The following is a 21,285-nucleotide window of genomic DNA, read 5'->3' as shown; positions in this document are numbered from 1 at the left end:
CATCCGCGATACGCCCTCCGGGATGGAGACCGAGGATTGCCCGGGACCGAACCTTCGCCGCGGCTGGACCACGGGCGCCTGCGCCACGGCCGCCGCCAAGGCGGCCATGACGGCGCTCGCGACGGGGGATTTCCCCGATCCCGTGACCATCGCCCTGCCGGGCGGCGAGCGCCCGGCCTTCGCCCTGGCCCAGCAGGCGCTGGACGAGCACGGCGCCATGGCCGCCATCGTGAAGGATGCCGGCGACGACCCGGATGTCACCCATGGCGCGCTGATCCGCGCCACGCTGCGGCGGCTGCCACGGGGCGCCGGCCTGGTCTTCCGCGCGGGCGAGGGCGTGGGCACCGTGACTCGGCCGGGCCTGCCCCTGCCGCCCGGCGAGCCTGCCATCAACCCCGTGCCGCGCCGCATGATCGCCGCCGCGCTCGCCGAGGTGGAGCAAACGCCCGACGTGGAGGTGACGATCTCCATCGCGGGCGGGGAGCGGCTGGCGCAGCGCACGCTGAACGGGCGTCTGGGCATCGTCGGCGGCCTGTCGGTGCTGGGCACCACGGGCATCGTCGTGCCCTATTCCTGCGCGGCCTGGATCGACAGCATCCATCGCGGCATCGACGTGGCCCGCGCCATGGGCCTGCCGCACATCGCCGGTAGCACCGGCTCGGCCAGCGAGGCCGCGGTGCGGCGCCTGCACGACCTGCCCGAGGTCGCCCTGATCGAGATGGGGGACTTCGTGGGCGGCATGCTGAAATACCTGCGCCGCCATCCAGTGCCCCGCATCACCATCGCCGGCGGCGTCGCGAAGATGACCAAGCTGGCGCAGGGCCGGCTGGACCTGCACTCCAAGCGCGGCACGGCCGACATGGCAGCACTGGCCGAGCTCGCCGGCATGCCCGAGCTCGCCGCGTGCAACACCGTGGCCGAGGCCTTCTCCCGCGCCGGCGACGGCCTGGGCGACCTCATCGCCGCGCGCGCCCGGGACACGGCCGCCGAGGTCCTGCGCGGCACCGATATCGCGCTGGAAGTCGCCGTCTTCGATCGCGAGGGACGGCTGGTCGGTCATTCGCCGCCCCTGAACCGGCGGCGGTAATCGGCGGAATAAAGCGCGCTCTCGCGGAAGCCGCTCGCCGCCAGGGCCGGGCCGACCAGGATCAGCGCCGTGCGCTCGATGCCCTCGGCCTGCTGGGCGATGTCGGCCAGCGTGCCGCGCAGCACGCGCTCCTCCGGCCAGCTCGCCCGCGCCACCACGGCCGCCGGGCAATCGGCGCCATAGAAGGGCGTCAGCTCCGCCACCACGCGCGCGATGGCGTGGATGCCCAGATGGATGGCCAGGGTGGTGCCGCTCGCCGCGAAATTCGCGAGCGTCTCGCGCTCCGGCATCGAGGAGGCGCGGCCGCCCATGCGCGTCAGCACCAGCGACTGCGCGACCTCAGGGATGGTCAGCTCCTGCCCCAGCGCGGCGGCGGCCGCGGCGAAGGAAGGCACGCCGGGCGTGAGCGTATAGGGGATGCCGCGCGCCTTCAGCCGGCGTACCTGCTCGGCCACGGCGGACCAGACGGAAAGGTCGCCCGAATGCAGCCGCGAGACCTCCTGCCCCGCCGCCTGCGCCGCGACGAACTCCGCCTCGATGGCGTCGAGGTCGAGCGGCGCGGTGTCGACGATGCGCGCGCCCGGCGGGCAATGCTCCAGCAGCGCCTTCGGCACCAGCGAGCCGGCATAGAGGCAGACCGGGCAGCGGGCGATGAGGTCGCGGCCACGCAGCGTGATGAGGTCGGCCGCGCCGGGGCCGGCGCCGATGAAATGGACGGTCATGCGGCGGTCTCCGCGAGCGCGCAGGTGGCGCGGCCCGTGCTGCTGCGGGGCGCCAGCAGGCGCGCGCCGACGCCGGCCGCCGCCAATGCCGCCGCCTCGGCGACCGAACCGAGGCCCGCCGTCGCGCGCGAGCAGCGGCTTTCCGTCAGCACTTCCACATCGCCGGCATCGGTCACGATCGTCACCTCGATGCCGAGCTGCGCCGCCGCCTCGGCAATGCCGGGCTCCCCGGCCTTCAGCGGAATGGTCGCGAGGCGCGCCACGGCTTCACGTGCGCGCCCCGTCTCCGCCAGCGCGGCATCCAGGGCGGCGATCACCTCCTCGGCCGAGGCGCCGCGACGGCATCCGATTCCCGCGATCAGATTCATAGCGGCTTGTCCCATATCCATTGCGTCACCGGCATCGCCGCGCGCCAGCCGGTGAGGCCGCCCACCGGCGCGGCGCGCGAGACGGCGAGGCGGATCATCTCGCCGCCCAGGCCCGCATGGCGGGCGAGCAGCAGGGCTTCGGTCTCCAGCGTGACGGCATTGGCGACGAAGCGTCCACCCGGCTTCAGCGCCGCGAGCGCCGCTTCGAGCGCCTCGCCCGCCCCGCCACCGAGGAAGATCGCGTCGGGCGGCTCCAGCCCGGCCAATGCGGCAGGCGCCTCTCCCTCCACGACGGAGAGCCCGGGCACGCCGAGCGCCACCGCATTGCGTCGAAGGCGTGCCGCGCGGTCGGGCCGCGTTTCGATCGCGATGGCGCGCAGCGAGACGTCGGCCAGCATCCATTCGATGCCGATGGAGCCCGCCCCGGCGCCGATATCCCAGAGCAAGGCGCCCCGCTTCGGCGCGAGCGCCGACAGCGTGACCGCGCGGATCTCCCGCTTGGTGAGCTGGCCGTCATGCTCGAACCAGTCGTCAGGCAGGCCCGGCGCACGGGCCAGGACGCGCGCGCCCGGCTCGGCCTCGACCTCCAGCGCGACGAGGTTCAGCGGCGCCACATCGGCCAGCGCGAAGTCGCCCGCCACCGTCGATCGGATGCGCTCCCTCGGGCCACCCAGCGCCTCGAGCACGGTGAGACGCGTGCGGGAAAATCCGTCGCGCAGCAGGGCGGCGACGGCGGCCGGGCCGTCGGCATCGCTGGTCAGGGCCAGCAAGCGCACGCCCGGATGCAGATGCGGCCGCAGCAGCTCCACCGGTCGTCCGTGCAGCGAGAGCGTCACGACGCCCTCCAGCGGCCAGCCCAGTCGCGCGGCGGCCAGGCTGAAGGCGGAGGGCGCAGGGACCACCAGCGCCTCTTCGGGCGGCAGGCGGCGCAGCAGCGTCGCGCCCACGCCGTGCAGCATGGGATCGCCCGAGGCGAGCACCACCACCCGTCGCCCCCGCGCGGCCAGCACGCCCGAAACGTCGAAGGGCGAGGGCCAAGCACGCGCCTCGCCGCGGATCAGCCCGGCCGCCAGCTCCAGGTGGCGCCTGCCGCCGAAGACGATCTCCGCGCCCTCGATCAGCCCACGCGAGAGGGGAGGCAGGCCGGCCACGCCCTCCTCGCCGATCCCGAGGATGGACAGCCAGCGCGTCACGGCCGCAGTTTCGGCGAGCATGACCTCACCCCTCCTGATTCTCGGCGGCACCACCGAGGCGCGCGAGCTCGCGGCCCTGCTGGCCGCGCGCGGCGCCGATGCCGTGCTGTCGCTGGCCGGCCGCACGGCGAAGCCGGTGGCCATGCCCGTGCCGGTGCGGATGGGCGGCTTCGGCGGGGTCGAGGGACTCGTCGCGCATCTGCGGGAAGCCGGCATCCGCGTCCTGATCGACGCCACGCATCCCTATGCTGCCACCATGTCGCGCCACGCGGCCGAGGCGGCGGCGCGGCTGGGCCTGCCCTTCCTCGCGCTGCGGCGCCCGCCCTGGCAGCGTGCGCCCGGCGACAACTGGACCGAGGTGGCCGATGCCCGCGGTGCCCTCGCCGCGCTGGGCACCGCGCCGCGCCGCGTCTTCCTGGCGCTGGGCCGGCAGGAGCTGGCGCCCTTCGTGGAGGCGCCGCAGCACGACTATCTGATCCGCAGCGTCGATCCCATCGAGCCGCCGCTGGCCGTGCCGCATGCCCGCTACATCCTGGCCCGCGGCCCCTTCCCCGAAGCGGCCGAGCACGCCCTGCTGCGCGACGCCCGCATCGAGGCGATCATCTGCAAGAACAGCGGCGGCAGCGCCACCTACGGCAAGATCGTCGCCGCGCGCGCATTGGGCATCGAGGTGCTGCTGCTGCGCCGCCCGCCCCTGCCCCCGGCGCCCGAGGTCGCGACGGCGGCCGAGGCCATGGCCTGGCTCGATCAAGCCGGCGCCCTCCGCGGGGTATAGACCAGCGGCGGCAGCGCGGGCCGCGCGATCACCCGCGTCTCGGCCGTGCCGATGATCAGGCAGGTCGACATATCCGCCTGCGCGGGATCGGCCTCGGCCAGCGTCGTGAAGCGGATCTCCTCATCCTCGCGCATCACCGCGCGGCCGAAGATCACCGGCGTCTCGCCGGGCAGATGCGCGCGCAGGATGTCGAGCCCCGCGCCCAGCTGCCAGGGCCGCGCGCGACTGATCGGATTGTACAGCGCCATGGCGAAGCCGGCCTGCGCGGCGGCGGCGAGGCGGCGCTCCACCAGCGGCCAGGGCTTGAGGTTGTCGGACAGCGAGATGGCGCAGAAATCATGCCCCAGCGGCGCGCCGATACGCGCGGCCAGCGCCAGCATCGCGGTGATGCCCGGATGGACCACGATCTCGATGGCGCGCCAGGCTTCAGGCCCCAGCTCCACCGCCTCGCAGACCGCGGCCGCCATGGCGAAGACGCCCGGGTCGCCGCCCGAGACCATGGCGACGCGGCCCGTCTCCGCCGCGCCCAGCGCCGCGCGCGCGCGGTCCAGCTCGACGCGGTTGTCGGAAGGATGGCGCGCCTGGTCCGCACGTAGCGGCACGCGGTCGAGATAAGGGCCGTAGCCGTAGATCGCCGCCGCCGCTTCCAGCGCGGCGCTCGCCTCGGGCGTGACCAACCCCTGGCGGCCCGGCCCCAGCCCGACGATGTCCAGCCGCCCGCTCACCGCCAGCCCGGCACGAGCACGAGCGAGAAATAGGGCGCGGGACGGTCGTCACGCGCGGCCAGCGGCTCCACGCCCCCATCGGCCCGCGTCGCGCGCTCCACGTAGAGCGCGCGGTCCATGCAGCCGGCGGCTTCGATGGCGCGGCGGATGCGCGGCAGGTTGCGCCCCACCTTCAGGATCACGGCGGCATCCACCCCGGCGAGGCGCCGCGCCAGCTCTTCCTCCGGCAGCGTGCCGGGCAGCACGGCCAGCACGTCGTCGCCCTGGGCGATGGGCGCGCCCGCCATCGACCAGGCGCCGGACATGCTGGTGATGCCCGGGATCACCTCGGTCGCGAAACGCGGCGCGAGGCGCAGGTGCAGGTGCATATAGGAGCCGTAGAGGAAGGGATCGCCCTCGCTCAGCACCGCGACGTCGCGCCCCGCTTCCAGGTGCCGGGCGATCTCAGCAGCCGAGGCCTCGTAGAAATCGGCGATCTTCCGCTTGTAGCAGGGGTCGTGCCGGTCGATCTCCGTCGTCACGGGATAGAGCAGCGGCAGCTCGACGGCGTCGGCGCGCAGCGGCAGGCCGCCCAGCGCGGCGCGGGCGTTGCTGGCATTCCCGCGCTTGGCGAAATGCGCGACCACCGGCACCGCGCCCAGCACGCGCGCGGCCTTGAGCGTCAGCAGTTCCGGATCGCCGGGACCGGTGCCGACGCCGTAGAGGCGCCCGGTGCTCACAGGCCGGGCCGGGCGATGGCGTTCACCGCCGCCGCCGTCATGGCGCTGCCGCCCAGGCGCCCGCGCACCACGGCCCAGGGAATGCCGAGGCCGCTCGCGCTCAGCGCCTCCTTGGATTCAGCGGCGCCCACGAAGCCCACCGGCATGCCGAGGATCGCGGCCGGGCGCGGCGCGCCGGCGGCCAGCATCTCCAGCAGGTGGAAGAGCGCGGTCGGCGCATTGCCGATGGCGATCAGCGATCCCTCCAGGCGATCCCGCAGCAGCTCGAAGGCCGCAGCGGAACGCGTGGTGCCCAGGCGCGCGGCGAGCTCCGGCACCTCGGGTCGCCGCAGGGCGCAGAGGACCTCGTTGCCGGCAGGAAGGCGCGCGACGGTGACGCCGCGGGCCACCATCTCGGCATCGCAGAGAATGGGCGCGCCCGCCGTCAGCGCCGCGCGCGCCGCCGTCACGAAGCCGGGCGCGAAGGCGAAATGCGCCGCCGCCTCCACCAGCCCGCAGGCGTGGATCATGCGGACGGCCACGTCCTCCTCCTCCGGCGCGAAGCGGGAAAGGTCGGCCTCGGCGCGGATGATCGCGAAGGATTTCTGATAGATCGCCGCGCCGTCGCGGATGTAGTCGGACATCACCGGTTCCTGATCGCCGCGGCCACCTCGCCCGGCGCCAGACGGCATGCCGCAAGATCGCGCGGCCCGCCAGCCCGGATGAGGTCGAAGCCGCCGCCGCGCCCGACCAGCGTGACCGGCGCGGGGCCGGGGTGGGCGCAGCCCTTGGCGCAGCCGGAGAGGTGGACCAGACCCGGCAATCCCGGCAGGGCGGCCAGTTCCCGCGCGAGACCGCGCGTCTCCGCCTCGGCGCTGGCGCAGGAGGGCCGGCCCGGGCAGGCGACGATGCGGCGGCGCGGATCGGCCGGGTCCGTCACGAGGCCGATCCCTGCCGCGCGATCCCTCAGGGCCACGGCCTCCTCGTCCGCGAGGCCCAGGACGAGCCAGGCCCGCCCCGGCGCGGGCCGCAGCAGCGCCCCAGCCGGCAGGGCTTCCGCGAGGGCGGCCAGGTCTTCCGCCTCCAGCGCACCGAAGGCCCCGGCAAGGCCGAGCGCGCCCGCGGCCGCGTGCCAGCCCAGCGGCTCGGCGGCCGGCCGGGGCGCGGGTGGTTCGAGCGGCGCCTCAGCCTCGACCTCGCGCGCCCGGCGCGGACCGAGCCGTGCGAGCCAGCCGAGAATGGCATCGGCAGCGTCCTGGGTCGGCACGCATTCCTGCCAGCGGGGGCGCCCTCGCCCCCCGAGGCCCAGCAGCCAGGCATCGCCCGAGATCGCGACAAGCCGAAGATCGGCCCCGACCGCGTCGAGGGGCAGCAGCCCGCCGCCGTCCACGACGACCGAGGTCTTGGGCGCAAGCCCTTCCGGCCAGCGGGCCGCGATCTGCGCCACGATGGCGCGCGGACCGGCGATCTCCGCCGGATCCTGCCCGGCGAGCGGCCCCCTCATCACCGGCGGCGCGTCCACAAGGCCCACCGCTGCCAGCATCGCCGCGGCCTCTGCCACCGTCTCGGCGCGAAAGCCGCGAAGCTGGAGATTGCCGCGCGCGCTGACCTCCACCACTCCATTGCCGTGGCCTGCCGCGACTTTCGCGATCGTGCGGACCACGGCCGGGCTCCAATCGCCGGCGGGGGCGCGCAGCAGCAGGCCATCCCCCGTCGGCATGGGCGCGGCCAGGCTCGGGCACGCGCCGCGCGGCGTCACGCCGCTTCCCCCAGCAGCGCGGCAAGGCCGGAATCCACGTCATTGGCGCGCGGATGCCAGAGGCCCCGCCGCCGGGCCTCGGCGAAGCGGCGCGCGATGGCCCTCAGCGCCGCCGGATTCTCCCGCGCGAGAAAATCGCGCACGCTCTCATCGCCCAGATAGGCGCCATGCACCGCGTCCAGGGCCGCATCGGGGACGGCGTCGGTCGTCTCGGCGAAGGCGACGAGGCGGTCGACCGTCTCGGCCAGCTCGCTGGCGCCGCGCGGGCCGTGGCGCATCTGCCCCGCGATGAAGCGCGGCGCGATCCGCCCTTGCACCAGCCGCGCGAGCTGCGCCGCCAGCGGCCGGGCGCGCGGCCGCAGCGGATCGGTCGTATCCAGCGAGATCAGCAGCGGCGCGCCGCCCAGCAGCCGCGCGGCGCTGGCGAAGCCGCCGAGATGAGCCGCATCGGCGCCGCCCTCCAGCAGGTCACGCGCCGGGTCGTCGCTGCCGTGCAGCAGGGCGTCGGCGCCGGCCACCCGTGCCTCGAAGGCACCCGGCGCGGGGGCACCGTCGCCGCCCTGGCCGCCATAGGCATGCGAGGTCGCGTCCAGATAGGCGCGGCCCAGCTCGTCCCGCGTGGACCAGCGGCCCGAGGCCAGCGCGTCCTCGAGGCCCGCGCCGTAGGCCCCCGGCGCCGCGCCGAAGACCCGCGGGCCGGGCGCCGCGCCGAGGGGGTTTTCGTCCACACTTTCCTCGCGCTCCGCGACGGCCCGCGTCGCGGCGTCGAGCAGCGCGATCTGCGCGGGAAAGAGGTCGCGGAAGAGGCCGGAGAGCCGGAAGGTCACGTCCACCCGCGGCCGGCCCATCACCGCCGGCGGCTGCACCTCCACGCCCGTGACGCGCCCCGTGGCCCCGTCCCAGACCGGGCGGCAGCCCATGAGCGCCAGGCCCTGGGCGATCTCCTCGCCGCCGCTGCGCAAGGTCGCACTGGCCCAGAGGTCGAGGATCACCGCGCGCGGCATCTCGCCCTGCTCCTGCTGGTGCAGGCGGATGGCTTCCTCGGCGGCGAGGCGGCCGAGATCCATGGCGGTCGGCGTGGGCAGGCCGCGCGGATCGGCGGCGTAGAGGTTGCGGCCGGTGGGAAGCACGTCCCGCCGCCCGCGCCCCGGTGCGCCGCCGGGGCCGGCCGCGACGGCCCGGCCGTCCAGCGCCGCCAGCAGCCCGGCCCGCTCGGCCTCGGCGCTGGGGCGGCGATCCTCCTCCCCGGCCCGGCCGAAGACGTGCAGCCCGTCCTTGATCGCCAGCTCCTTCAAGTCGCAAAGCCAGGAATCGAGCTGCTTCAGCGCCTCCATCGGGCAGGATTCGGGGGTAAGGCCAGGCACCGCGCCGGCCTGCTCCAGGATCAGCCTGGCCAGCCGATCCCGCCGGCGGGGATCGAGCCCGTCGGCCATGGCATATTCGTCCAGCAGCCGCTCGAGATCGCGGTTGGCACCGTGCAGGCCCGCCTCCGCCAGCGGGGGCGGCAGGTGCCCGAGAGTGATCGCGGCGATGCGCCGCTTCGCCTGCGCCGCCTCGCCCGGATTGGAGACGAGGAAGGGGTAGAAGACCGGCAGGGCGCCCAGCACACGCTCGGGATAGCAATCGGCCGTCAGCGCCACGGCCTTGCCCGGCAGCCATTCGATGGCGCCATGCGCGCCCATGTGCACGACGGCATCGAACTCCCGCTGGAGCCAGGCGCCGAAGCCGAGCAGGGCAGGATGCGGCGGCAAGGCGGGGTCATGCCAGTCGGCACGGCGGTTCTCGACGCGCCCGCGATCCGGGGCGATGGCGACGGCGACCTTGCCGAAGCGCCGGGCGCGGAACGGCGCCGTGGCCGCCTCGCCCCAGGCGTCGCGCACCTCGGACGACAGCTCAGGGATCGGCGCGGTCTCGCGCGAGGCTTCCAGCGCCTCCATCAACTCGCGCGCGGTCGCCGGCACGGGGCCCACGGCATAGCCCGCCGCCGCGAGGTCCTGCAGCAGGAGGCGCACGCTCTCCGGCACGTCGAGGCCGACGGCATAGCCCGCCCGCCCGCCCGCGCCGGGATAGTCCGGGATGAGCACGGCGATGCGCCGCTCGGCCCGCGCCAGGGCCTGCAGCCGCACCAGCGCCGCGACCCGCGCCGCGACCTGGGCCACCCGATCAGACTCCACGCGGTTCACCGGGCCGGGCCCGCTTTCCTTGAAGCTCAGCGCGCCGGCCAGGACGCGCCCGTCGAGCTCGGGCAGCACCACATGCATGGTGAGGTCCGCGCCGCCGAGGCCGCGGGGGCTGCCTTCCCAGGCCGCGCGCGCGGTGGTCGCCATCACCGCCTGGAGCAGGGGGACGCCCGGCGCGCCGAGCACTCCCGCATCGCCCGAAGCGAAGCCGGTGGTGGTGACGATGACGGAGGGCCGCAGCACTTCCATCGCCCGGCGCACGAAATCGAGGCTCTCCCGCTCCTTCAGGCTGGCGACAAAGAGCGGGACGGCGGCGATGCCCTGCCCTTCCAGCGCCTCGGCCAGCGCGGCGACGGGCGCGGCGTCCTCGGCCAGCAGCATGGATCGGTAGAAGAGGATGGGCACCACCGGCCGCTCGCCCTCACGCCGGGGCACGACGACGCCGAGGCCCGGCGCCCAGGCTCCGGCGCGCGGCAGGCGCTGCGGCGGCGCGGCCTCCAAGGTCACGCCAGCATGGCCCGCCATCCGCCGCAGCAAAGCGCGCAGATTGGCTTGCCCGCCCTCGCGGAAATAGGCCAGCAGGGAGGCCTGCTCCTCGACCGGCAGGGTGCCGAGCGCGGCGAGGCGCGGGTCGTCGCCATCCTCGCCGGGCAGCACGGCCAGCGCGATGCCGTGCGCCCGCGCCGCCTCGGCCAGGCGCTCGACGCCGTAGCGCCACCAATCCAGCCCGCCGAGCAGGCGCAGCACGATCAGCTTCGCGCGGGATCCCGTGCGGTCCAGCCAGAGGTCCACGGACATCGGGTGCCGTAGCTCGCGCAGATGCACGAGCCGCAGCTCCGGCAGCGCCGCCCCCTCCGCCGCATGCGCGGCGGCGAGGACCGTGAGGTCGCTGTCGGTGAAGGAGAGCACCACCATCGGCGCCGGCGCCTGACGCAGATCGACGGGCTCGGCGAGCCCGTCGATCGAGACGGCGGTGGTGGCGAGGATATGCATGGTTAAGCGGCGAGCGCCCGCCCGACGGCGCCCTGGTCGAAGCCCTTCAGCCCGATCACCACGAGCCGACCCTGGCGCGCCTCGGCCGCCCCCCAGGCGCGGTCGAACTGGTGCGAGACGCGCTGGCCCACCGCCTGCACCAGCAGCCGCAGCGGCTTGCCGACGACGGGGCAGAAGCCCTTGGCGCGCAGCACGCCCGGCACGGCGCAGGCCGCCGTCACGCGCGCCGCGAGCGCCGCCGGATCGGTCGCCTCGGGGATGTCCATCACGATCGTGTCGAAATCGTCGTGATCGTGGTCCAGCTCCTCGTCGTGATGGGTACGGCGGTTCTCGATGTCCGCTTCCGTGGCGAGGCCGAGGCCCAGCATCACGCCGGGGTCGAGCTTGCCCTCCGCGCTCGTCACCACATGGACCGCGCGCGGCAGCGCCTCGGCGATGGCGGCCTGGGCGCGGGCGAGGGCCGGCGCGTCCAGAAGGTCCGTCTTGGTCATCACCACGAGGTCGGCGCAGGCGATCTGGTCCTCGAAGACCTCCTCGACGGGATCCTCGTGGTCGAGCGAGGGATCGGCGGCGCGCTGGGCGGCCAGGGCTTCCGGATCGGCCGCCACGCGGCCTTCGGAAAGCGCCGCGCCGTCCACTACGGCGACCACGCCGTCCACCGTCACGCGGCCGCGGATCGCCGGCCAATGGAAGGCCTGGACCAGCGGCTTCGGCAGGGCGAGGCCCGAGGTCTCGATGAGGATGTGGTCGGGCCGCGGGTCGAGGGCCAGCAGGGCGTCCAGCGCCGGCACGAAGTCGTCCGCCACGGTGCAGCAGATGCAGCCGTTGGCGAGCTCGATGATGCCGCTCTCGTCGCAGGCCTCGGCGCCGCAGCCGCGCAGGATCTCCGCATCCATGCCGACATCGCCGAATTCGTTCACGATCACCGCGAGCCGCCTCCCCTGAGGGTTCTGCAGCATGTGGCGGATCAGGGTCGTCTTTCCAGCGCCGAGGAAGCCGGTGACGATGGTGCAGGGAATGCGGGCAAGGCTCATGCGGAAGCTCCAGGAAGGGGGGGAATGCGGGCGATGAGGCCGCGCTTGAGGGGTTCGGGGCGGCCGCGCCAGGGCATGAGCCCATCGGCCGAGCGGGCCAGGAGCTGCGCGCCTTCCATCACCGCGGCGCCATCCGTGGGCGCCAGGTTGCCGAAGACGTAGCTCCAGCCGCCGGGCCGCGCCATGGCGACGGAGGGGCCGCGCTTGCAATTGGCCAGGCATTCCACCTCGCGGACCTCCACACCTTCCAATGAGGTCAGGGTGGCGGCCAGGCGGGCACCGGCGCGGGGCTGGGCTTCGGCCGCGTCATCGGCATGGCGGCAGGTCATGCAGACGAAGACCGTCACCGGCCCGGCGGTGGATTGGGGATGGGGCAAGCGCACGCTCCTCCCTCGCCGGCAGGCGCGGGACCGGGATGCAGTCGCGGCGCGCAAAGGCGCCTTCGCCGGGATGGCGGCCGCGCCGAGGCACCCCGCCCGGCACGGTGGTCTGTCGCTCGACGGCAGGTCTCCTGGCTCACGGATCGACGCCCGCCGCCGCCTTCCCGGGGCACCCTCGCGGGCACTTCCAGTGGCGGATTGGCAACGGGCTCACCGCTCACAGTTGCGGGGGCAGCCACGGCTTCGACGGGCCTGCGCCCCTCGTTCCGTGTTCCCTTTTCACCCCGCCTCCCGGCGGGGACCATCAAGCGGGGGCATGAGAGACATGTGCCGCCGCTTCCTGTCAACGCTGTTGCCGAAGGCGCCGCCTGCGGCCATGGTCCGCGCGCCATGGCCAGCCCCCTCACCCTCGTCCTCGGCGGCGCGCGCTCCGGCAAGAGCCGGCATGCGGAAACGCTGGTCCAGGCCGTGCCGCCGCCCTGGACATATATCGCGACGGCGGAATCCTACGACGCGGAGATGACCGCGCGAATCGCCGAGCACCGCGCGCGCCGGCCCGCCGGCTGGACGACGCTGGACGCCCCGCGCGACCTGCCCGCCGCCATCGCCACCGCGCCGGACGCGCCGCTGCTGGTGGATTGCCTCACGCTCTGGCTCAGCAACCTGATGCTGGTCGAGGCGGATCTCGACGCCGCGACGCAAGGCCTGCTCGCGGCCCTTCAGGCCCGCGCGGCCATCACCGTCCTGGTCTCCAACGAGGTCGGCTCCGGCATCGTGCCGGCGACGCCGCTCGGCCGCCGCTTCCGCGACGCGCAGGGGAGGCTCAACCAGCAGGTCGCCGCCGTGGCCGGGCGCGTGGAGCTCGTGGTGGCCGGCATTCCTATGAGGTTGAAATGAGCATCACCGACGAAGAAGCCGAGCGGCATCGCGAGAAGATGCGCAAGCGCAAGGCCGTGCAGGATGCGGAGGTGGCGTCCAAGCCCATCGTCCAGAAGGGCCTGCTGATCGTGAACACCGGCCCCGGCAAGGGGAAGTCCACGGCGGCCTTCGGGCTGGCGCTGCGCATGCTGGGCACGGGCGGCCGCGTGGGCGTCGTGCAATTCGTGAAGGGCGCCTGGCATGCCGGCGAGCAGGACGGCTTCGCCGCCTTCGGCGAGCGCGTGCAATGGCACAGCATGGGCGAGGGCTTCACCTGGGAGACGCAGGACCGCGCGCGCGACCTCGCCGCCGCCGCCCGCGCCTGGGAGCAGGCGAAGCGCATGCTGGAAGACCCGTCGCTGGACCTCGTGGTGCTGGACGAGCTCAACATCGCGCTGCGCTACGAGATGCTGGACCTGGCGGAGGTGGTGGCCACGCTCGCCGGGCGGCGCGAGGGGCTGCATGTCGTCGTCACCGGCCGCAACGCGAAGCCCGAGCTGATCGAGGCCGCCGATTGCGTGACGGAGATGGGCGCGACCAAGCACCATTTCTCCGCCGGCGTGCGCGCCCAGAAGGGCGTGGAGTTCTGATGCAAGCACGGAGCCTGATGTTCCAGGGCACGGGCTCCGATGTCGGCAAATCGCTGCTGGTGGCGGGGCTGGCGCGCGCCTTCACGCAGCGCGGCCTGCGCGTGCGGCCCTTCAAGCCGCAGAACATGTCGAACAACGCCGCCGTGACGGCCGATGGCGGCGAGATCGGCCGCGCCCAGGCCTTGCAGGCGCGTGCGGCCGGCGTGCCGCTCAGCGTGCACATGAACCCCGTCCTGCTGAAGCCGCAGAGCATGATCGGCGCGCAGATCGTCGTGCAGGGGCGCGTGCAGGGCAGCGCCAAGGCGGCCGAATACCAACGGATGAAGGCCGGGCTGATGCCCGCCGTCCTCGACAGCTTTTCGCGGATGCGCGGCGAGGCCGATCTCGTGCTGGTGGAGGGCGCGGGCAGCGCCTCCGAGGTCAATCTCCGCGCCAACGACATCGCCAATATGGGCTTTTCCCGCGCGGCGAACGTGCCGGTCATCCTGATCGGCGACATCGATCGCGGCGGCGTGATCGCGAGCCTCGTCGGCACCAAAGCCGTGCTCGATCCGGCGGATGCGGCGATGATCCGGGGCTTCGTGGTGAACAAGTTCCGCGGCGATCCGGCGCTCTTCGCGGATGGGATGGCGCTCATTGCCGATCGCACGGGCTGGGCGCCGCTCGGCCTGCTGCCCTTCCTGCCCGAAGCCGCGCAGCTCCCGGCCGAGGACGCGCTGGCGCTGGACCATGTGCTGCCGCGCAAACCCGGCGCCCGGCTGCGCATCGCCGTGCCGGTCCTGCCCCGCATCGCCAATTTCGACGATCTCGATCCGCTCATCGCCGAGCCGGCGGTGGAGGTGATCCGCGTGCGGCCGGGCACCGCCCTGCCTGGCGATGCGGACCTCGTGATCCTCCCCGGCTCCAAGGCCACCATCGCCGACCTCGCCGCCCTGCGCGAGGCGGGTTTCGACATCGACATCGCGGCCCATCTGCGGCGCGGCGGCGCGGTGCTCGGCCTTTGCGGCGGCTACCAGATGCTGGGACGCGAGATCGTCGATCCCGATGGGGTGGAAGGCCCGCCCGGCACCGTCCCCGGGCTGAGGCTGCTGGACATCACCACCGTGCTCGGCGGCGCGAAGCGGCTGGAGCCGGTCACCGGCACCACGGCCGACGGCGCGGGTTTTTCCGGCTACGAGATGCATATCGGCCGCAGCGAGGGGCCCGATCGCGCCCGTCCCTTCGCGCAGCTGGCCGATGGTTCGGCGGAGGGCGCGGTCTCGGCCGACGGGCGCGTGCTGGGCACCTATGTCCATGGCCTTTTCTCGGCCGAGGCGCAGCGTGGCGCCTGGCTCGCGCGCTTCGCCGCCGGCGCCCCCGCCCTCGACTACGAGGCGCGGGTCGAGGCCGCGCTGGACCGGCTGGGCGCGCATGTGGCGGCCCATCTCGACCTGGACCGGCTGCTCAGCCTCGCAGGATGAACCAGAGCAGCAGGGCGAGGCCGATGCCCAGCGCATCGGCGAAGCGAAAGAGGCGCAGCGCGGCGCGGATATCCGCCGCCCCCGCCTCGCGCCGGCCGTCCCCCATATAGCCGTCGTCGACCGCCACCCCGGCATAGCTGCGCGGCCCGCCCAGCGCGAGGCCGAGCGCACCTGCCATGGCGGCCTCCGGCCAGCCGGCATTGGGCGAGCGATGCCGCGGCGCATCGCGCCTGACCGCCCGCCAGGCGCCTCGCCAGTCCAGGCCCTGGAGGCCGGCGGCGGCAATGATCAGCAGCGCGGAAAGCCGCGAGGCAGGCAGGTTCAGCAGGTCATCCAGCCGCGCGGCGGCCCAGCCATAGGCTCGGTAGCGCTCCGAGCGATGGCCGATCATGCTGTCGGCCGTGTTCACCGCCTTGTAGACCGCGCCGCCGGCCAGCCCGCCGGCGCCGATCCAGAAGGCCGGCGCCACCACGCCATCGGAAAAATTCTCCGCGAGGCTTTCGATGGCGGCGCGCGCCACGCCCGCCTCGTCCAGGCCCTGCGGATCGCGGCCGACGATATGCGACACGGTCTCCCGTCCCGCCTCCAGGCCACCGGTTTCCAGGGCTTCGGCCACGCGGGCCACATGCTGGTGAAGGCTGCGCTGCGCGAGGAGCGAGCTGGCCAGCACGGCCGCGACGACCACGCCCAGCGCCGCCTGCAGCGCCACCCCCGCCAGCCCGGTCACGGCCACCAGCAGCACCAGCGCCAGCACGCCGAGCATCCGACGCTGCGCGAAGCCCAGCGCCGGCCGGTTGAGCCGCGTCTCCAGGAAGGAAATGAGCCGCCCGATCCAGATCACCGGATGGCCGATCGCCCGCACGAGCCGGTCCGGATAGCCGACGGCCACCTCGACCAGCAGGGCAATCAGCAGCAGCGTCATGCCAGCGCTTCGGCCAGGCGCTCCAGCCCCGCCGCGTCGGGCGGAAGGCCGAAGCGCAGGCGGTCCGGCCAATAGTCGAAGCCGCGCACGAGGATACCGGCGCGGCCCAGGCGCTCGAAGGTGCCGGGCGGCACTTCCGCCAGGCGGAAGAGCGAGGTCCCGCCCAGCACGCGGCAACCGCCCGCCGTCAGCACCCCGTCCAGCGCTGCCGCGGCGGCGGCGAGGCGGGCGCGCATGGCCGACGCCCATGCCTCATCCGCCAGCGCCGCCAGTCCAACGGCCAGCGCGGGACCCGAGACGGCCCAGGGGCCGAGCGCGTCGCGCAGCCTTCGGGCCAGGGGCGCGGCCGTGATGGCGAAGCCCAGCCGCAGCCCGGCGAGGCCGTGGAACTTGCCGAAGGAGCGTAGCACCACCAGCCGCTCATCCACCGCGCCGGCCAGGCTTTCGTCGGCGGGCGCGGCCTCCATGAAAGCCTCGTCGACCACGAGGAGTCCCTGCGCCGGCCGCGCGGCCAGCAGCTCGGCACGCGGGCGGAAGCGGCCGTCCGGGTTGTTGGGGTTCACGATGGTCAGCAGGTCCGCCGCCCCCTCCTCCGCCAGCGCGTGCCCGGCCAGGGCGGCCGCGCGCGCATGCTCGGCATAGGTCGGGCCCAGGACGCGCGCCCGGCCCTGCGGCACCAGCTTCGCGATCAGCGGCAACAGGATCTGGGTGCCCGGCGCCGCCACGACCTGCGCCGGGTCGCGCGCGCCGTAGCGCCGGGCCGCCAGGGCCTGGAGCCGCTCCAGATCCGCGGGCTCCGGCAGGCGCGTGAAGGCCTCGGCCGGCAGGGCCGGCACGGGATAGGGGAAGGGGCTGATGCCCGTGGAAAGGTCCAGCCAGGGGCTGCGCGCCTCGGGGAAGCGCGCGCGCGCGGCCGTCAGATTGCCGCCATGGGGGATGTCCGGGCTCATGGCGCGGACCCTCTTCGCCCGCACCCGATTTGGCAAGCCGGGTGCGGTCGGCGCGCTATTCCACCGTGATCCGCGCCTCGCGCACCACGCGGCCCCATTTCTCGGATTCGCTGACCAGGAACGTCGCCAGCTCCTCCGGCGTGCTGGACTGGGGGTCGACGCCCGCGCCGGCCATCCGCTGCGCGATGGTCGGCGAGGCGATCGCCTCCCGCAGCACCTCGCTGAGCCGGGCGATGGCCGGCGCGGGCGTACCCGCCGTCGTCATCACCGCGCCCCAGGAGGTCGCGGTGGCCTGCGGCAGGCCGAGCTCCGCGAAGGTCGGCACGTCCGGCATCAGGGCGTGGCGATGCGGACCGGTGACGGCCAGCGCGCGCAGCCGCCCGTCCCGCACGGCGCCGGCAGCGCCCGCGATCTGGATCATGATCATCTGGATATTGCCGGCGATGAGGTCGTTCATCGCCCCGCCCGAGCCGCGATAGGGCACGTGCTGGAGGTCGATGCCCGCCGCGATCCGGAACAGCTCGGCGGCCGTGTGCGTCGAGGCGCCGTGGCCGGAGGAGCCGAAGGAGATCTCGCCCGGCCGCGCCTTCGCCAGCGCGATGAACTCCGCGAGGTTCCGGGCCGGCAGCGAGAGCGGCACCACGATCACGAGGTCGCTCGTGTAGCACATGCCCACCGGCGCCAGGTCCCGGCTCGGGGAGAAGCTCATGGTCCGGTAGATATGCGGGTTGGTGGTGAGCAGGCCGGTGACGCCCATCAGCAGCGTGTGCCCATCCGCCGGCGCGCGGGCGACCATCTCGCCGCCGATATTGCCGCCCGATCCACTGCGATTCTCGACGATGACCGGCTGGCCCAGCTTCTCGCCCATGGCGTCGGAGACCAGCCGCGCCGCGACATCCGTGCTGCCGCCCGCGACGAAGGGCACGATCATGCGCAGCGGCCGCGTGGGCTGCCAGGGCGCCTGGGCGTGGGCCGCCATCGGCAGCGCGCCGCCGGCGGCCAGAAGAAATCGGCGATGGATCATGCGGACGGCGCCTCCCCGCGCCTTTCGGCCAGGATCATCCGCCCCGGTCGGCCCGGCAAGTCAGATACCGAAACGATCCCGCAGCCGCCCCTGCAGGATGGTCCAGGCCACGCCGAGCTTCCAGAAGCCGTGGAAGGGGATGGGCCGGATCGGCAGCACCGGCATGTCCAGCTCGGCGGCCGGCCGGCCCAGCAGGCGCAGCGCCATCTGTCGGCCCATCGCCGTCGCCATGGCCACGCCGCGGCCATTGTAGCCGAGGCCTGCCAGCAGGCCCGGCGCGGGCTCGTGCAGGTGGGGGTAGTGGTCCTTCGTCATGCCGAGCTGGCCGTTCCAGCCATGCGTCCAGGCCGCGCCCGCGAGCTCGGGCCAGAGGCGCGCGGCATAATCCATCAGGTAGCGTACCGGCTCGAGGCTGGTGAGCGGCGATTGCGGGCCGCGGCCGCCCATCAGCAGCCGGTTGGCCTGGTCCAGCCGGTAGTAGACCGTGATGTGCCCGGCCTCGTAGAGCGAGGCACGGCGCGGCATGATCCGCCGCGAGACCTCCTCGGCCAGCGGCGCCGTGCAGGCGATGGAGCTGTAGACCGGCACCACGCTGCGCCGCAGGCCCGGCCAGAGGTCGCCGGTATAGCCGTTGGTCCCGAGCACGACCTTCTCCGCCAGGACCTCGCCCTTCGGCGTCGTCACGCGCCAGCCGCCCTCGGTTCGCGCGAGGCCGGTGGCGGGCGTGCCGCCATGGATCCGCACGCCGAGCTGCTGCGCCGCGCGGGTGAGGCCGCGCGCATAGGAGAGCGGCTGCAGGTCGCCCCCGCGCCGGTCGAGCATGGCGCCGGCATAGCGGTCCGTCCCCGTCAGCGCCGCCGCGCCGGCCGCGTCCAGCATCTCCACGGGCCAGCCGCGGCGCAGGCACTGTTCCGCCGTGGCGCCGACCGCCACGGCATTGGGCGCGCCGATGGCCGCGCGGATCGTGCCCTCCTGCCTCGCCTCGCATTGGATCTGGTGGCGGCGGATCAGCTCGAAGACGGCGTCGGGCGCCCCGTAGGAGAGCGCCAGCATGCGGCCGCCCATCTCCGCGCCGAAATCGGCCTCCACCTGATCCGGATTGGGCTTCAGGCCGGGATTCACCTGCCCGCCATTGCGGCCGGAGGCGCCCCAGCCCGGCTCCTCGGCCTCGAGGAGGATCACCTCCGTCCCCGCCTCGGCGAGGTGCAGCGCGGCCGAAAGGCCGGTGAAGCCGCCGCCGATCACGCAGACCGAGGCGCGCGCGCTCCCTTCCAGCGGCGGCGTGTCGAGGCGAGGCGTGGCGGTCTCAGCATAGAGGCTCGGCGGAAGCATCGGCTACTCCAAGGGGCGCAGCACGCGCCGGAGGAAATCCTGGGTGCGCGGCTCGCGCGGGGCGGTCAGCAACTCGGCGGGCGGGCCTTCTTCCACGACGCGGCCGCGATCCATGAAGACGACATGGTCGGCCACTTCGCGCGCGAAGCCCATCTCATGCGTGACGACGGCCATGGTCATGCCCTGCCGCGCGAGGTCACGCATCACGGTCAGCACCTCGCCCACCAGCTCGGGATCGAGGGCGCTGGTCGGCTCGTCGAAGAGCACCGCCTTGGGCCGCATGGCGAGCGCGCGGGCGATGGCGACACGCTGCTGCTGGCCGCCCGAGAGCTGCGAGGGATAGGCGGCCTCCTTGCCCGTCAGCCCGACCTGGGCCAGCAGCTCGCGCGCATGCGCCTCGGCGGAGGCGCGGCTTTCGCCGGCGGCGTAGATCGGACCCTCGGTGACATTCTCCAGCGCCGTGCGATGGGCGAAGAGGTTGAAGCGCTGGAAGACCATCGTCACCTCGCGCCGGATCGCGCGGATCTCCGGCGAGCGGCGGTCCACCCGGCGGCCGGAGACCCGCACCTCGCCGCCCTCGTAGGATTCGAGGCCGTTCACGCAGCGCAGCAGCGTGGACTTGCCCGAGCCCGAGGGGCCGATGACGCAGACCACCTGGCCCTGCCGCACGGTGAGGCTGATCCCGTCCAGGACCCGGTTCGTGCCGAAGGATTTCTCCAGCCGGTCGATCTCGATCATCGGCGGCCGAACCTCCGCTCCAGCCAGGCGACCAGCAGGATCAGCGGGATGCTCAGGCAGAGATAGAGCAGCGCCGCCAGGGTCCAGACCTCCTGGTTCTTGAAGGTCGAGGAGGCGATGAGCCGCGCCTGGGTCGAGAGCTCGGCGACGGTGATGACGCTGGCCTGGCTGCTGTCCTTCAGCAGCATGATCAGGTTGTTGCCATAGGGCGGCAGCACGATGCGCACGGCTTGCGGCAGCACCACCCGGCTCAGCACGCGCGCCCGCGACATCCCGAGGCTTTCCGCCGCCTCGATCGAACCGGAATCGACGGCGAGGATGCCGGCGCGGAACACTTCACCCATATAGGCGGAATAGGCGATACCGAGGCCGATCACGCCGGCCTGGAAGGCGTTGAGATCGACCCCGAGCTCGGGCAGCACGAAGTAGATGTAGAAGAGCTGCACCAGGATCGGGATGCCACGGATGACGTTGGTGAAGATCATGGCAGGCCATTCCAGCCACCGCTTCCCCGAGGTGCGCATCAGCGCCCAGACGACGCCCAGCGCTGTGGCCAGGGCGAGCGCGCAGAGGGTGACGGCGATCGTCACCCAGACGCCCTGCAGCAGGATCGGCAGGAACTGCTGCCCGTCGCGCAGGAAGCCCGCCCAGCTCATGCCGGCACGCTCAATCCACCGAGGCCGGCAGGTTCCATTTCTCCACCAGCCGCGCGAAGGCGCCGTCCGCCTTGATGGCGGCGAGGCCCGCATTGACCCGGGCGATCACCGGATCGCCCTTGCGGGCGCCGATGGCGATGCTGCCCACCACCGAAGGGCGGTAGTCCGGCACCAGCTTCACGCCCCGGAAGGTGCCCTGGGCGATCTGGTAGGAGACGATGGGCGCATCGCCGAAGCCCGCCTGGATGCGGCCCAGCGACACGTCGCGCATGATGTCGGCCACGCTGTCATAGGTGCGGACCTCGAGGCCCGCGGCCCGCAGCGGCTCGATGTAGATGGTGCCGATCTGCGCCCCGGCGGTGACCCCGCGCATATCGGCCAGGCTGCGCCAGGGGCGGGTCTCGCTTTCGCGGATCGCGGCCCCCTCGCCATAGCCGTAGACGGGGTCGGAGAAGTCGATCTGCTCGCGCCGGGCGGGCGTGGCCAGCATGGCGGCGGCGATCAGGTCGATGCGGTTGGAGGTCAGCGAGGCGATGAGCGCGGCGAAGGGCGTCGCCTGCACATCCACCGCGAAGCCCTGGCGGCGCCCGACCTCCCCGATCAGGTCGACCATGAAGCCGGTCAGCGTGTTGCTGCGCGTGTCCAGGAAGGTGAAGGGAATCCCTGTGGGCGTGGAGCCGACCCGGAAGGTCTGGCCCTGGGCCGACACCTCCCGGCCGACGAGACCCAGCGCGGCGGCGCCGGCGGCAAGCTTCCTGCGGGTGAACATTCCCGGCCTCCT

22 protein-coding genes and 1 riboswitch are annotated in these 21,285 nt (G+C 73.8%); of the genes, 5 read left to right on the top strand and 17 right to left on the bottom strand.

Annotated features, from left to right (window positions below; all coding sequences use genetic code 11):
- Positions 1-22 precede the first annotated feature (22 nt).
- The gene (locus tag KHU32_RS22400) at positions 23-1,087 is read left to right on the top strand and encodes a cobalt-precorrin-5B (C(1))-methyltransferase (protein ID WP_213672482.1); all 1,065 of its coding nucleotides are present in this window, start codon (positions 23-25) and stop codon (positions 1,085-1,087) included.
- Here KHU32_RS22400 and cobM read toward each other — a convergent pair.
- Genes cobM through cbiE form a run of 3 tightly spaced genes read right to left on the bottom strand, consistent with a single transcriptional unit; the run spans position 1,057 to position 3,391 of the window.
- A complete protein-coding gene (gene cobM / locus KHU32_RS22395) occupies positions 1,057-1,809 on the bottom strand; it encodes a precorrin-4 C(11)-methyltransferase (protein WP_213672415.1) in 753 nt (250 codons plus the stop codon). The genes KHU32_RS22400 and cobM overlap by 31 nt on opposite strands.
- Complete coding sequence (locus tag KHU32_RS22390; RefSeq protein ID WP_213672414.1) at positions 1,806-2,177, bottom strand: cobalamin biosynthesis protein; 372 nt, start codon at positions 2,175-2,177, stop codon at positions 1,806-1,808. The genes cobM and KHU32_RS22390 overlap by 4 nt, the downstream gene beginning before the upstream one ends.
- A complete protein-coding gene (gene cbiE, locus KHU32_RS22385; protein ID WP_213672413.1) occupies positions 2,174-3,391 on the bottom strand; it encodes a precorrin-6y C5,15-methyltransferase (decarboxylating) subunit CbiE in 1,218 nt (405 codons plus the stop codon). The genes KHU32_RS22390 and cbiE overlap by 4 nt, the downstream gene beginning before the upstream one ends.
- Between cbiE and KHU32_RS22380 the strand changes: the two genes are divergently transcribed.
- Positions 3,390-4,145, top strand: a complete 756-nt coding sequence (locus KHU32_RS22380) for a cobalt-precorrin-6A reductase (RefSeq protein ID WP_213672412.1) — start codon at positions 3,390-3,392, stop codon at positions 4,143-4,145. The two genes, cbiE and KHU32_RS22380, sit on opposite strands and share 2 nt — an antisense overlap.
- On the opposite strand, the gene KHU32_RS22375 is transcribed toward KHU32_RS22380, so the two are convergent.
- Genes KHU32_RS22375 through KHU32_RS22345 form a run of 7 tightly spaced genes read right to left on the bottom strand, consistent with a single transcriptional unit; the run spans position 4,118 to position 11,911 of the window.
- Positions 4,118-4,870: a precorrin-3B C(17)-methyltransferase gene (locus KHU32_RS22375; protein ID WP_213672411.1), complete on the bottom strand. Its 753-nt coding sequence runs from the start codon at positions 4,868-4,870 to the stop codon at positions 4,118-4,120. The two genes, KHU32_RS22380 and KHU32_RS22375, sit on opposite strands and share 28 nt — an antisense overlap.
- Positions 4,867-5,589 (bottom strand): precorrin-2 C(20)-methyltransferase, encoded by a 723-nt coding sequence (locus KHU32_RS22370; protein WP_213672410.1) that lies wholly within the window; start codon positions 5,587-5,589, stop codon positions 4,867-4,869. The genes KHU32_RS22375 and KHU32_RS22370 overlap by 4 nt, the downstream gene beginning before the upstream one ends.
- Positions 5,586-6,212 (bottom strand): precorrin-8X methylmutase, encoded by a 627-nt coding sequence (locus KHU32_RS22365; RefSeq protein WP_213672409.1) that lies wholly within the window; start codon positions 6,210-6,212, stop codon positions 5,586-5,588. The genes KHU32_RS22370 and KHU32_RS22365 overlap by 4 nt, the downstream gene beginning before the upstream one ends.
- Positions 6,212-7,327: a hypothetical protein gene (locus KHU32_RS22360; RefSeq protein ID WP_213672408.1), complete on the bottom strand. Its 1,116-nt coding sequence runs from the start codon at positions 7,325-7,327 to the stop codon at positions 6,212-6,214. Before KHU32_RS22360 ends, KHU32_RS22365 begins: the two co-directional genes overlap by 1 nt.
- Positions 7,324-10,500 (bottom strand): cobaltochelatase subunit CobN, encoded by a 3,177-nt coding sequence (gene cobN, locus KHU32_RS22355; RefSeq protein ID WP_213672407.1) that lies wholly within the window; start codon positions 10,498-10,500, stop codon positions 7,324-7,326. Before cobN ends, KHU32_RS22360 begins: the two co-directional genes overlap by 4 nt.
- 2 nt (positions 10,501-10,502) lie before the next feature.
- Positions 10,503-11,534: a cobalamin biosynthesis protein CobW gene (gene cobW / locus KHU32_RS22350; protein WP_213672406.1), complete on the bottom strand. Its 1,032-nt coding sequence runs from the start codon at positions 11,532-11,534 to the stop codon at positions 10,503-10,505.
- Positions 11,531-11,911 carry a DUF1636 family protein gene (locus KHU32_RS22345; RefSeq protein WP_213672405.1) on the bottom strand — a complete coding sequence of 127 codons (381 nt, stop codon included), beginning with the start codon at positions 11,909-11,911 and terminating at the stop codon, positions 11,531-11,533. Before KHU32_RS22345 ends, cobW begins: the two co-directional genes overlap by 4 nt.
- Positions 11,912-12,018: 107 nt before the next feature.
- A riboswitch (cobalamin riboswitch) is annotated at positions 12,019-12,235 on the bottom strand.
- Between the two features lie 69 nt (positions 12,236-12,304).
- Between KHU32_RS22345 and cobU the strand changes: the two genes are divergently transcribed.
- The 3 genes from cobU to KHU32_RS22330 are packed head-to-tail and all read left to right on the top strand — an operon-like array spanning position 12,305 to position 14,882.
- The gene (gene cobU / locus KHU32_RS22340; RefSeq protein WP_213672404.1) at positions 12,305-12,811 is read left to right on the top strand and encodes a bifunctional adenosylcobinamide kinase/adenosylcobinamide-phosphate guanylyltransferase; all 507 of its coding nucleotides are present in this window, start codon (positions 12,305-12,307) and stop codon (positions 12,809-12,811) included.
- The gene (cobO, locus tag KHU32_RS22335; RefSeq protein ID WP_213672403.1) at positions 12,808-13,422 is read left to right on the top strand and encodes a cob(I)yrinic acid a,c-diamide adenosyltransferase; all 615 of its coding nucleotides are present in this window, start codon (positions 12,808-12,810) and stop codon (positions 13,420-13,422) included. The genes cobU and cobO overlap by 4 nt, the downstream gene beginning before the upstream one ends.
- Positions 13,422-14,882 carry a cobyric acid synthase gene (locus KHU32_RS22330; RefSeq protein WP_213672402.1) on the top strand — a complete coding sequence of 487 codons (1,461 nt, stop codon included), beginning with the start codon at positions 13,422-13,424 and terminating at the stop codon, positions 14,880-14,882. Before cobO ends, KHU32_RS22330 begins: the two co-directional genes overlap by 1 nt.
- Here the strand turns inward: KHU32_RS22330 and cbiB are convergent.
- The 7 genes from cbiB to KHU32_RS22295 are packed head-to-tail and all read right to left on the bottom strand — an operon-like array spanning position 14,866 to position 21,273.
- Positions 14,866-15,804: an adenosylcobinamide-phosphate synthase CbiB gene (gene cbiB / locus KHU32_RS22325; protein ID WP_213672401.1), complete on the bottom strand. Its 939-nt coding sequence runs from the start codon at positions 15,802-15,804 to the stop codon at positions 14,866-14,868. The genes KHU32_RS22330 and cbiB overlap by 17 nt on opposite strands.
- Positions 15,801-16,754 carry a threonine-phosphate decarboxylase CobD gene (gene cobD, locus KHU32_RS22320; RefSeq protein ID WP_213672400.1) on the bottom strand — a complete coding sequence of 318 codons (954 nt, stop codon included), beginning with the start codon at positions 16,752-16,754 and terminating at the stop codon, positions 15,801-15,803. The genes cbiB and cobD overlap by 4 nt, the downstream gene beginning before the upstream one ends.
- A gap of 55 nt (positions 16,755-16,809) precedes the next feature.
- The gene (locus tag KHU32_RS22315) at positions 16,810-17,778 is read right to left on the bottom strand and encodes a Bug family tripartite tricarboxylate transporter substrate binding protein (RefSeq protein WP_213672399.1); all 969 of its coding nucleotides are present in this window, start codon (positions 17,776-17,778) and stop codon (positions 16,810-16,812) included.
- 60 nt (positions 17,779-17,838) lie between these two features.
- A complete protein-coding gene (locus KHU32_RS22310) occupies positions 17,839-19,110 on the bottom strand; it encodes an NAD(P)/FAD-dependent oxidoreductase (protein ID WP_213672398.1) in 1,272 nt (423 codons plus the stop codon).
- Between the two features lie 3 nt (positions 19,111-19,113).
- Complete coding sequence (locus KHU32_RS22305; RefSeq protein ID WP_213672397.1) at positions 19,114-19,848, bottom strand: amino acid ABC transporter ATP-binding protein; 735 nt, start codon at positions 19,846-19,848, stop codon at positions 19,114-19,116.
- On the bottom strand, positions 19,845-20,504 hold the full coding sequence (locus tag KHU32_RS22300) for an amino acid ABC transporter permease (RefSeq protein ID WP_213672396.1): 660 nt from the start codon (positions 20,502-20,504) through the stop codon (positions 19,845-19,847). Before KHU32_RS22300 ends, KHU32_RS22305 begins: the two co-directional genes overlap by 4 nt.
- A 10-nt stretch (positions 20,505-20,514) precedes the next feature.
- A complete protein-coding gene (locus KHU32_RS22295; RefSeq protein WP_213672395.1) occupies positions 20,515-21,273 on the bottom strand; it encodes an ABC transporter substrate-binding protein in 759 nt (252 codons plus the stop codon).
- Between the last annotated feature and the right edge of the window lie 12 nt (positions 21,274-21,285).

The organism is Roseococcus pinisoli, assembly GCF_018413645.1.
In the GTDB taxonomy this organism is placed as follows: Bacteria; Pseudomonadota; Alphaproteobacteria; order Acetobacterales; family Acetobacteraceae; genus Roseococcus; species Roseococcus pinisoli.
Note: the sequence above shows the minus strand (reverse complement) of the source record. Positions and strands in the feature narration are given on the sequence as shown.

What these genes read in the sequence shown, in the direction of transcription:
- KHU32_RS22400 (WP_213672482.1), top strand. Translation starts at nt 23, where the DNA reads ATGGAGACCGAGGATTGCCCGGGACCGAACCTTCGCCGCGGCTGGACC.
- cobM (WP_213672415.1), bottom strand. Translation starts at nt 1,809, where the DNA reads ATGACCGTCCATTTCATCGGCGCCGGCCCCGGCGCGGCCGACCTCATC.
- KHU32_RS22390 (WP_213672414.1), bottom strand. Translation starts at nt 2,177, where the DNA reads ATGAATCTGATCGCGGGAATCGGATGCCGTCGCGGCGCCTCGGCCGAG.
- KHU32_RS22380 (WP_213672412.1), top strand. Translation starts at nt 3,390, where the DNA reads ATGACCTCACCCCTCCTGATTCTCGGCGGCACCACCGAGGCGCGCGAG.
- cbiE (WP_213672413.1), bottom strand. Translation starts at nt 3,391, where the DNA reads ATGCTCGCCGAAACTGCGGCCGTGACGCGCTGGCTGTCCATCCTCGGG.
- KHU32_RS22365 (WP_213672409.1), bottom strand. Translation starts at nt 6,212, where the DNA reads ATGTCCGACTACATCCGCGACGGCGCGGCGATCTATCAGAAATCCTTC.
- cobN (WP_213672407.1), bottom strand. Translation starts at nt 10,500, where the DNA reads ATGCATATCCTCGCCACCACCGCCGTCTCGATCGACGGGCTCGCCGAG.
- cobW (WP_213672406.1), bottom strand. Translation starts at nt 11,534, where the DNA reads ATGAGCCTTGCCCGCATTCCCTGCACCATCGTCACCGGCTTCCTCGGC.
- cobU (WP_213672404.1), top strand. Translation starts at nt 12,305, where the DNA reads ATGGCCAGCCCCCTCACCCTCGTCCTCGGCGGCGCGCGCTCCGGCAAG.
- cobO (WP_213672403.1), top strand. Translation starts at nt 12,808, where the DNA reads ATGAGCATCACCGACGAAGAAGCCGAGCGGCATCGCGAGAAGATGCGC.
- KHU32_RS22330 (WP_213672402.1), top strand. Translation starts at nt 13,422, where the DNA reads ATGCAAGCACGGAGCCTGATGTTCCAGGGCACGGGCTCCGATGTCGGC.
- cbiB (WP_213672401.1), bottom strand. Translation starts at nt 15,804, where the DNA reads ATGACGCTGCTGCTGATTGCCCTGCTGGTCGAGGTGGCCGTCGGCTAT.
- cobD (WP_213672400.1), bottom strand. Translation starts at nt 16,754, where the DNA reads ATGAGCCCGGACATCCCCCATGGCGGCAATCTGACGGCCGCGCGCGCG.
- KHU32_RS22315 (WP_213672399.1), bottom strand. Translation starts at nt 17,778, where the DNA reads ATGATCCATCGCCGATTTCTTCTGGCCGCCGGCGGCGCGCTGCCGATG.
- KHU32_RS22310 (WP_213672398.1), bottom strand. Translation starts at nt 19,110, where the DNA reads ATGCTTCCGCCGAGCCTCTATGCTGAGACCGCCACGCCTCGCCTCGAC.
- KHU32_RS22305 (WP_213672397.1), bottom strand. Translation starts at nt 19,848, where the DNA reads ATGATCGAGATCGACCGGCTGGAGAAATCCTTCGGCACGAACCGGGTC.
- KHU32_RS22300 (WP_213672396.1), bottom strand. Translation starts at nt 20,504, where the DNA reads ATGAGCTGGGCGGGCTTCCTGCGCGACGGGCAGCAGTTCCTGCCGATC.
- KHU32_RS22295 (WP_213672395.1), bottom strand. Translation starts at nt 21,273, where the DNA reads ATGTTCACCCGCAGGAAGCTTGCCGCCGGCGCCGCCGCGCTGGGTCTC.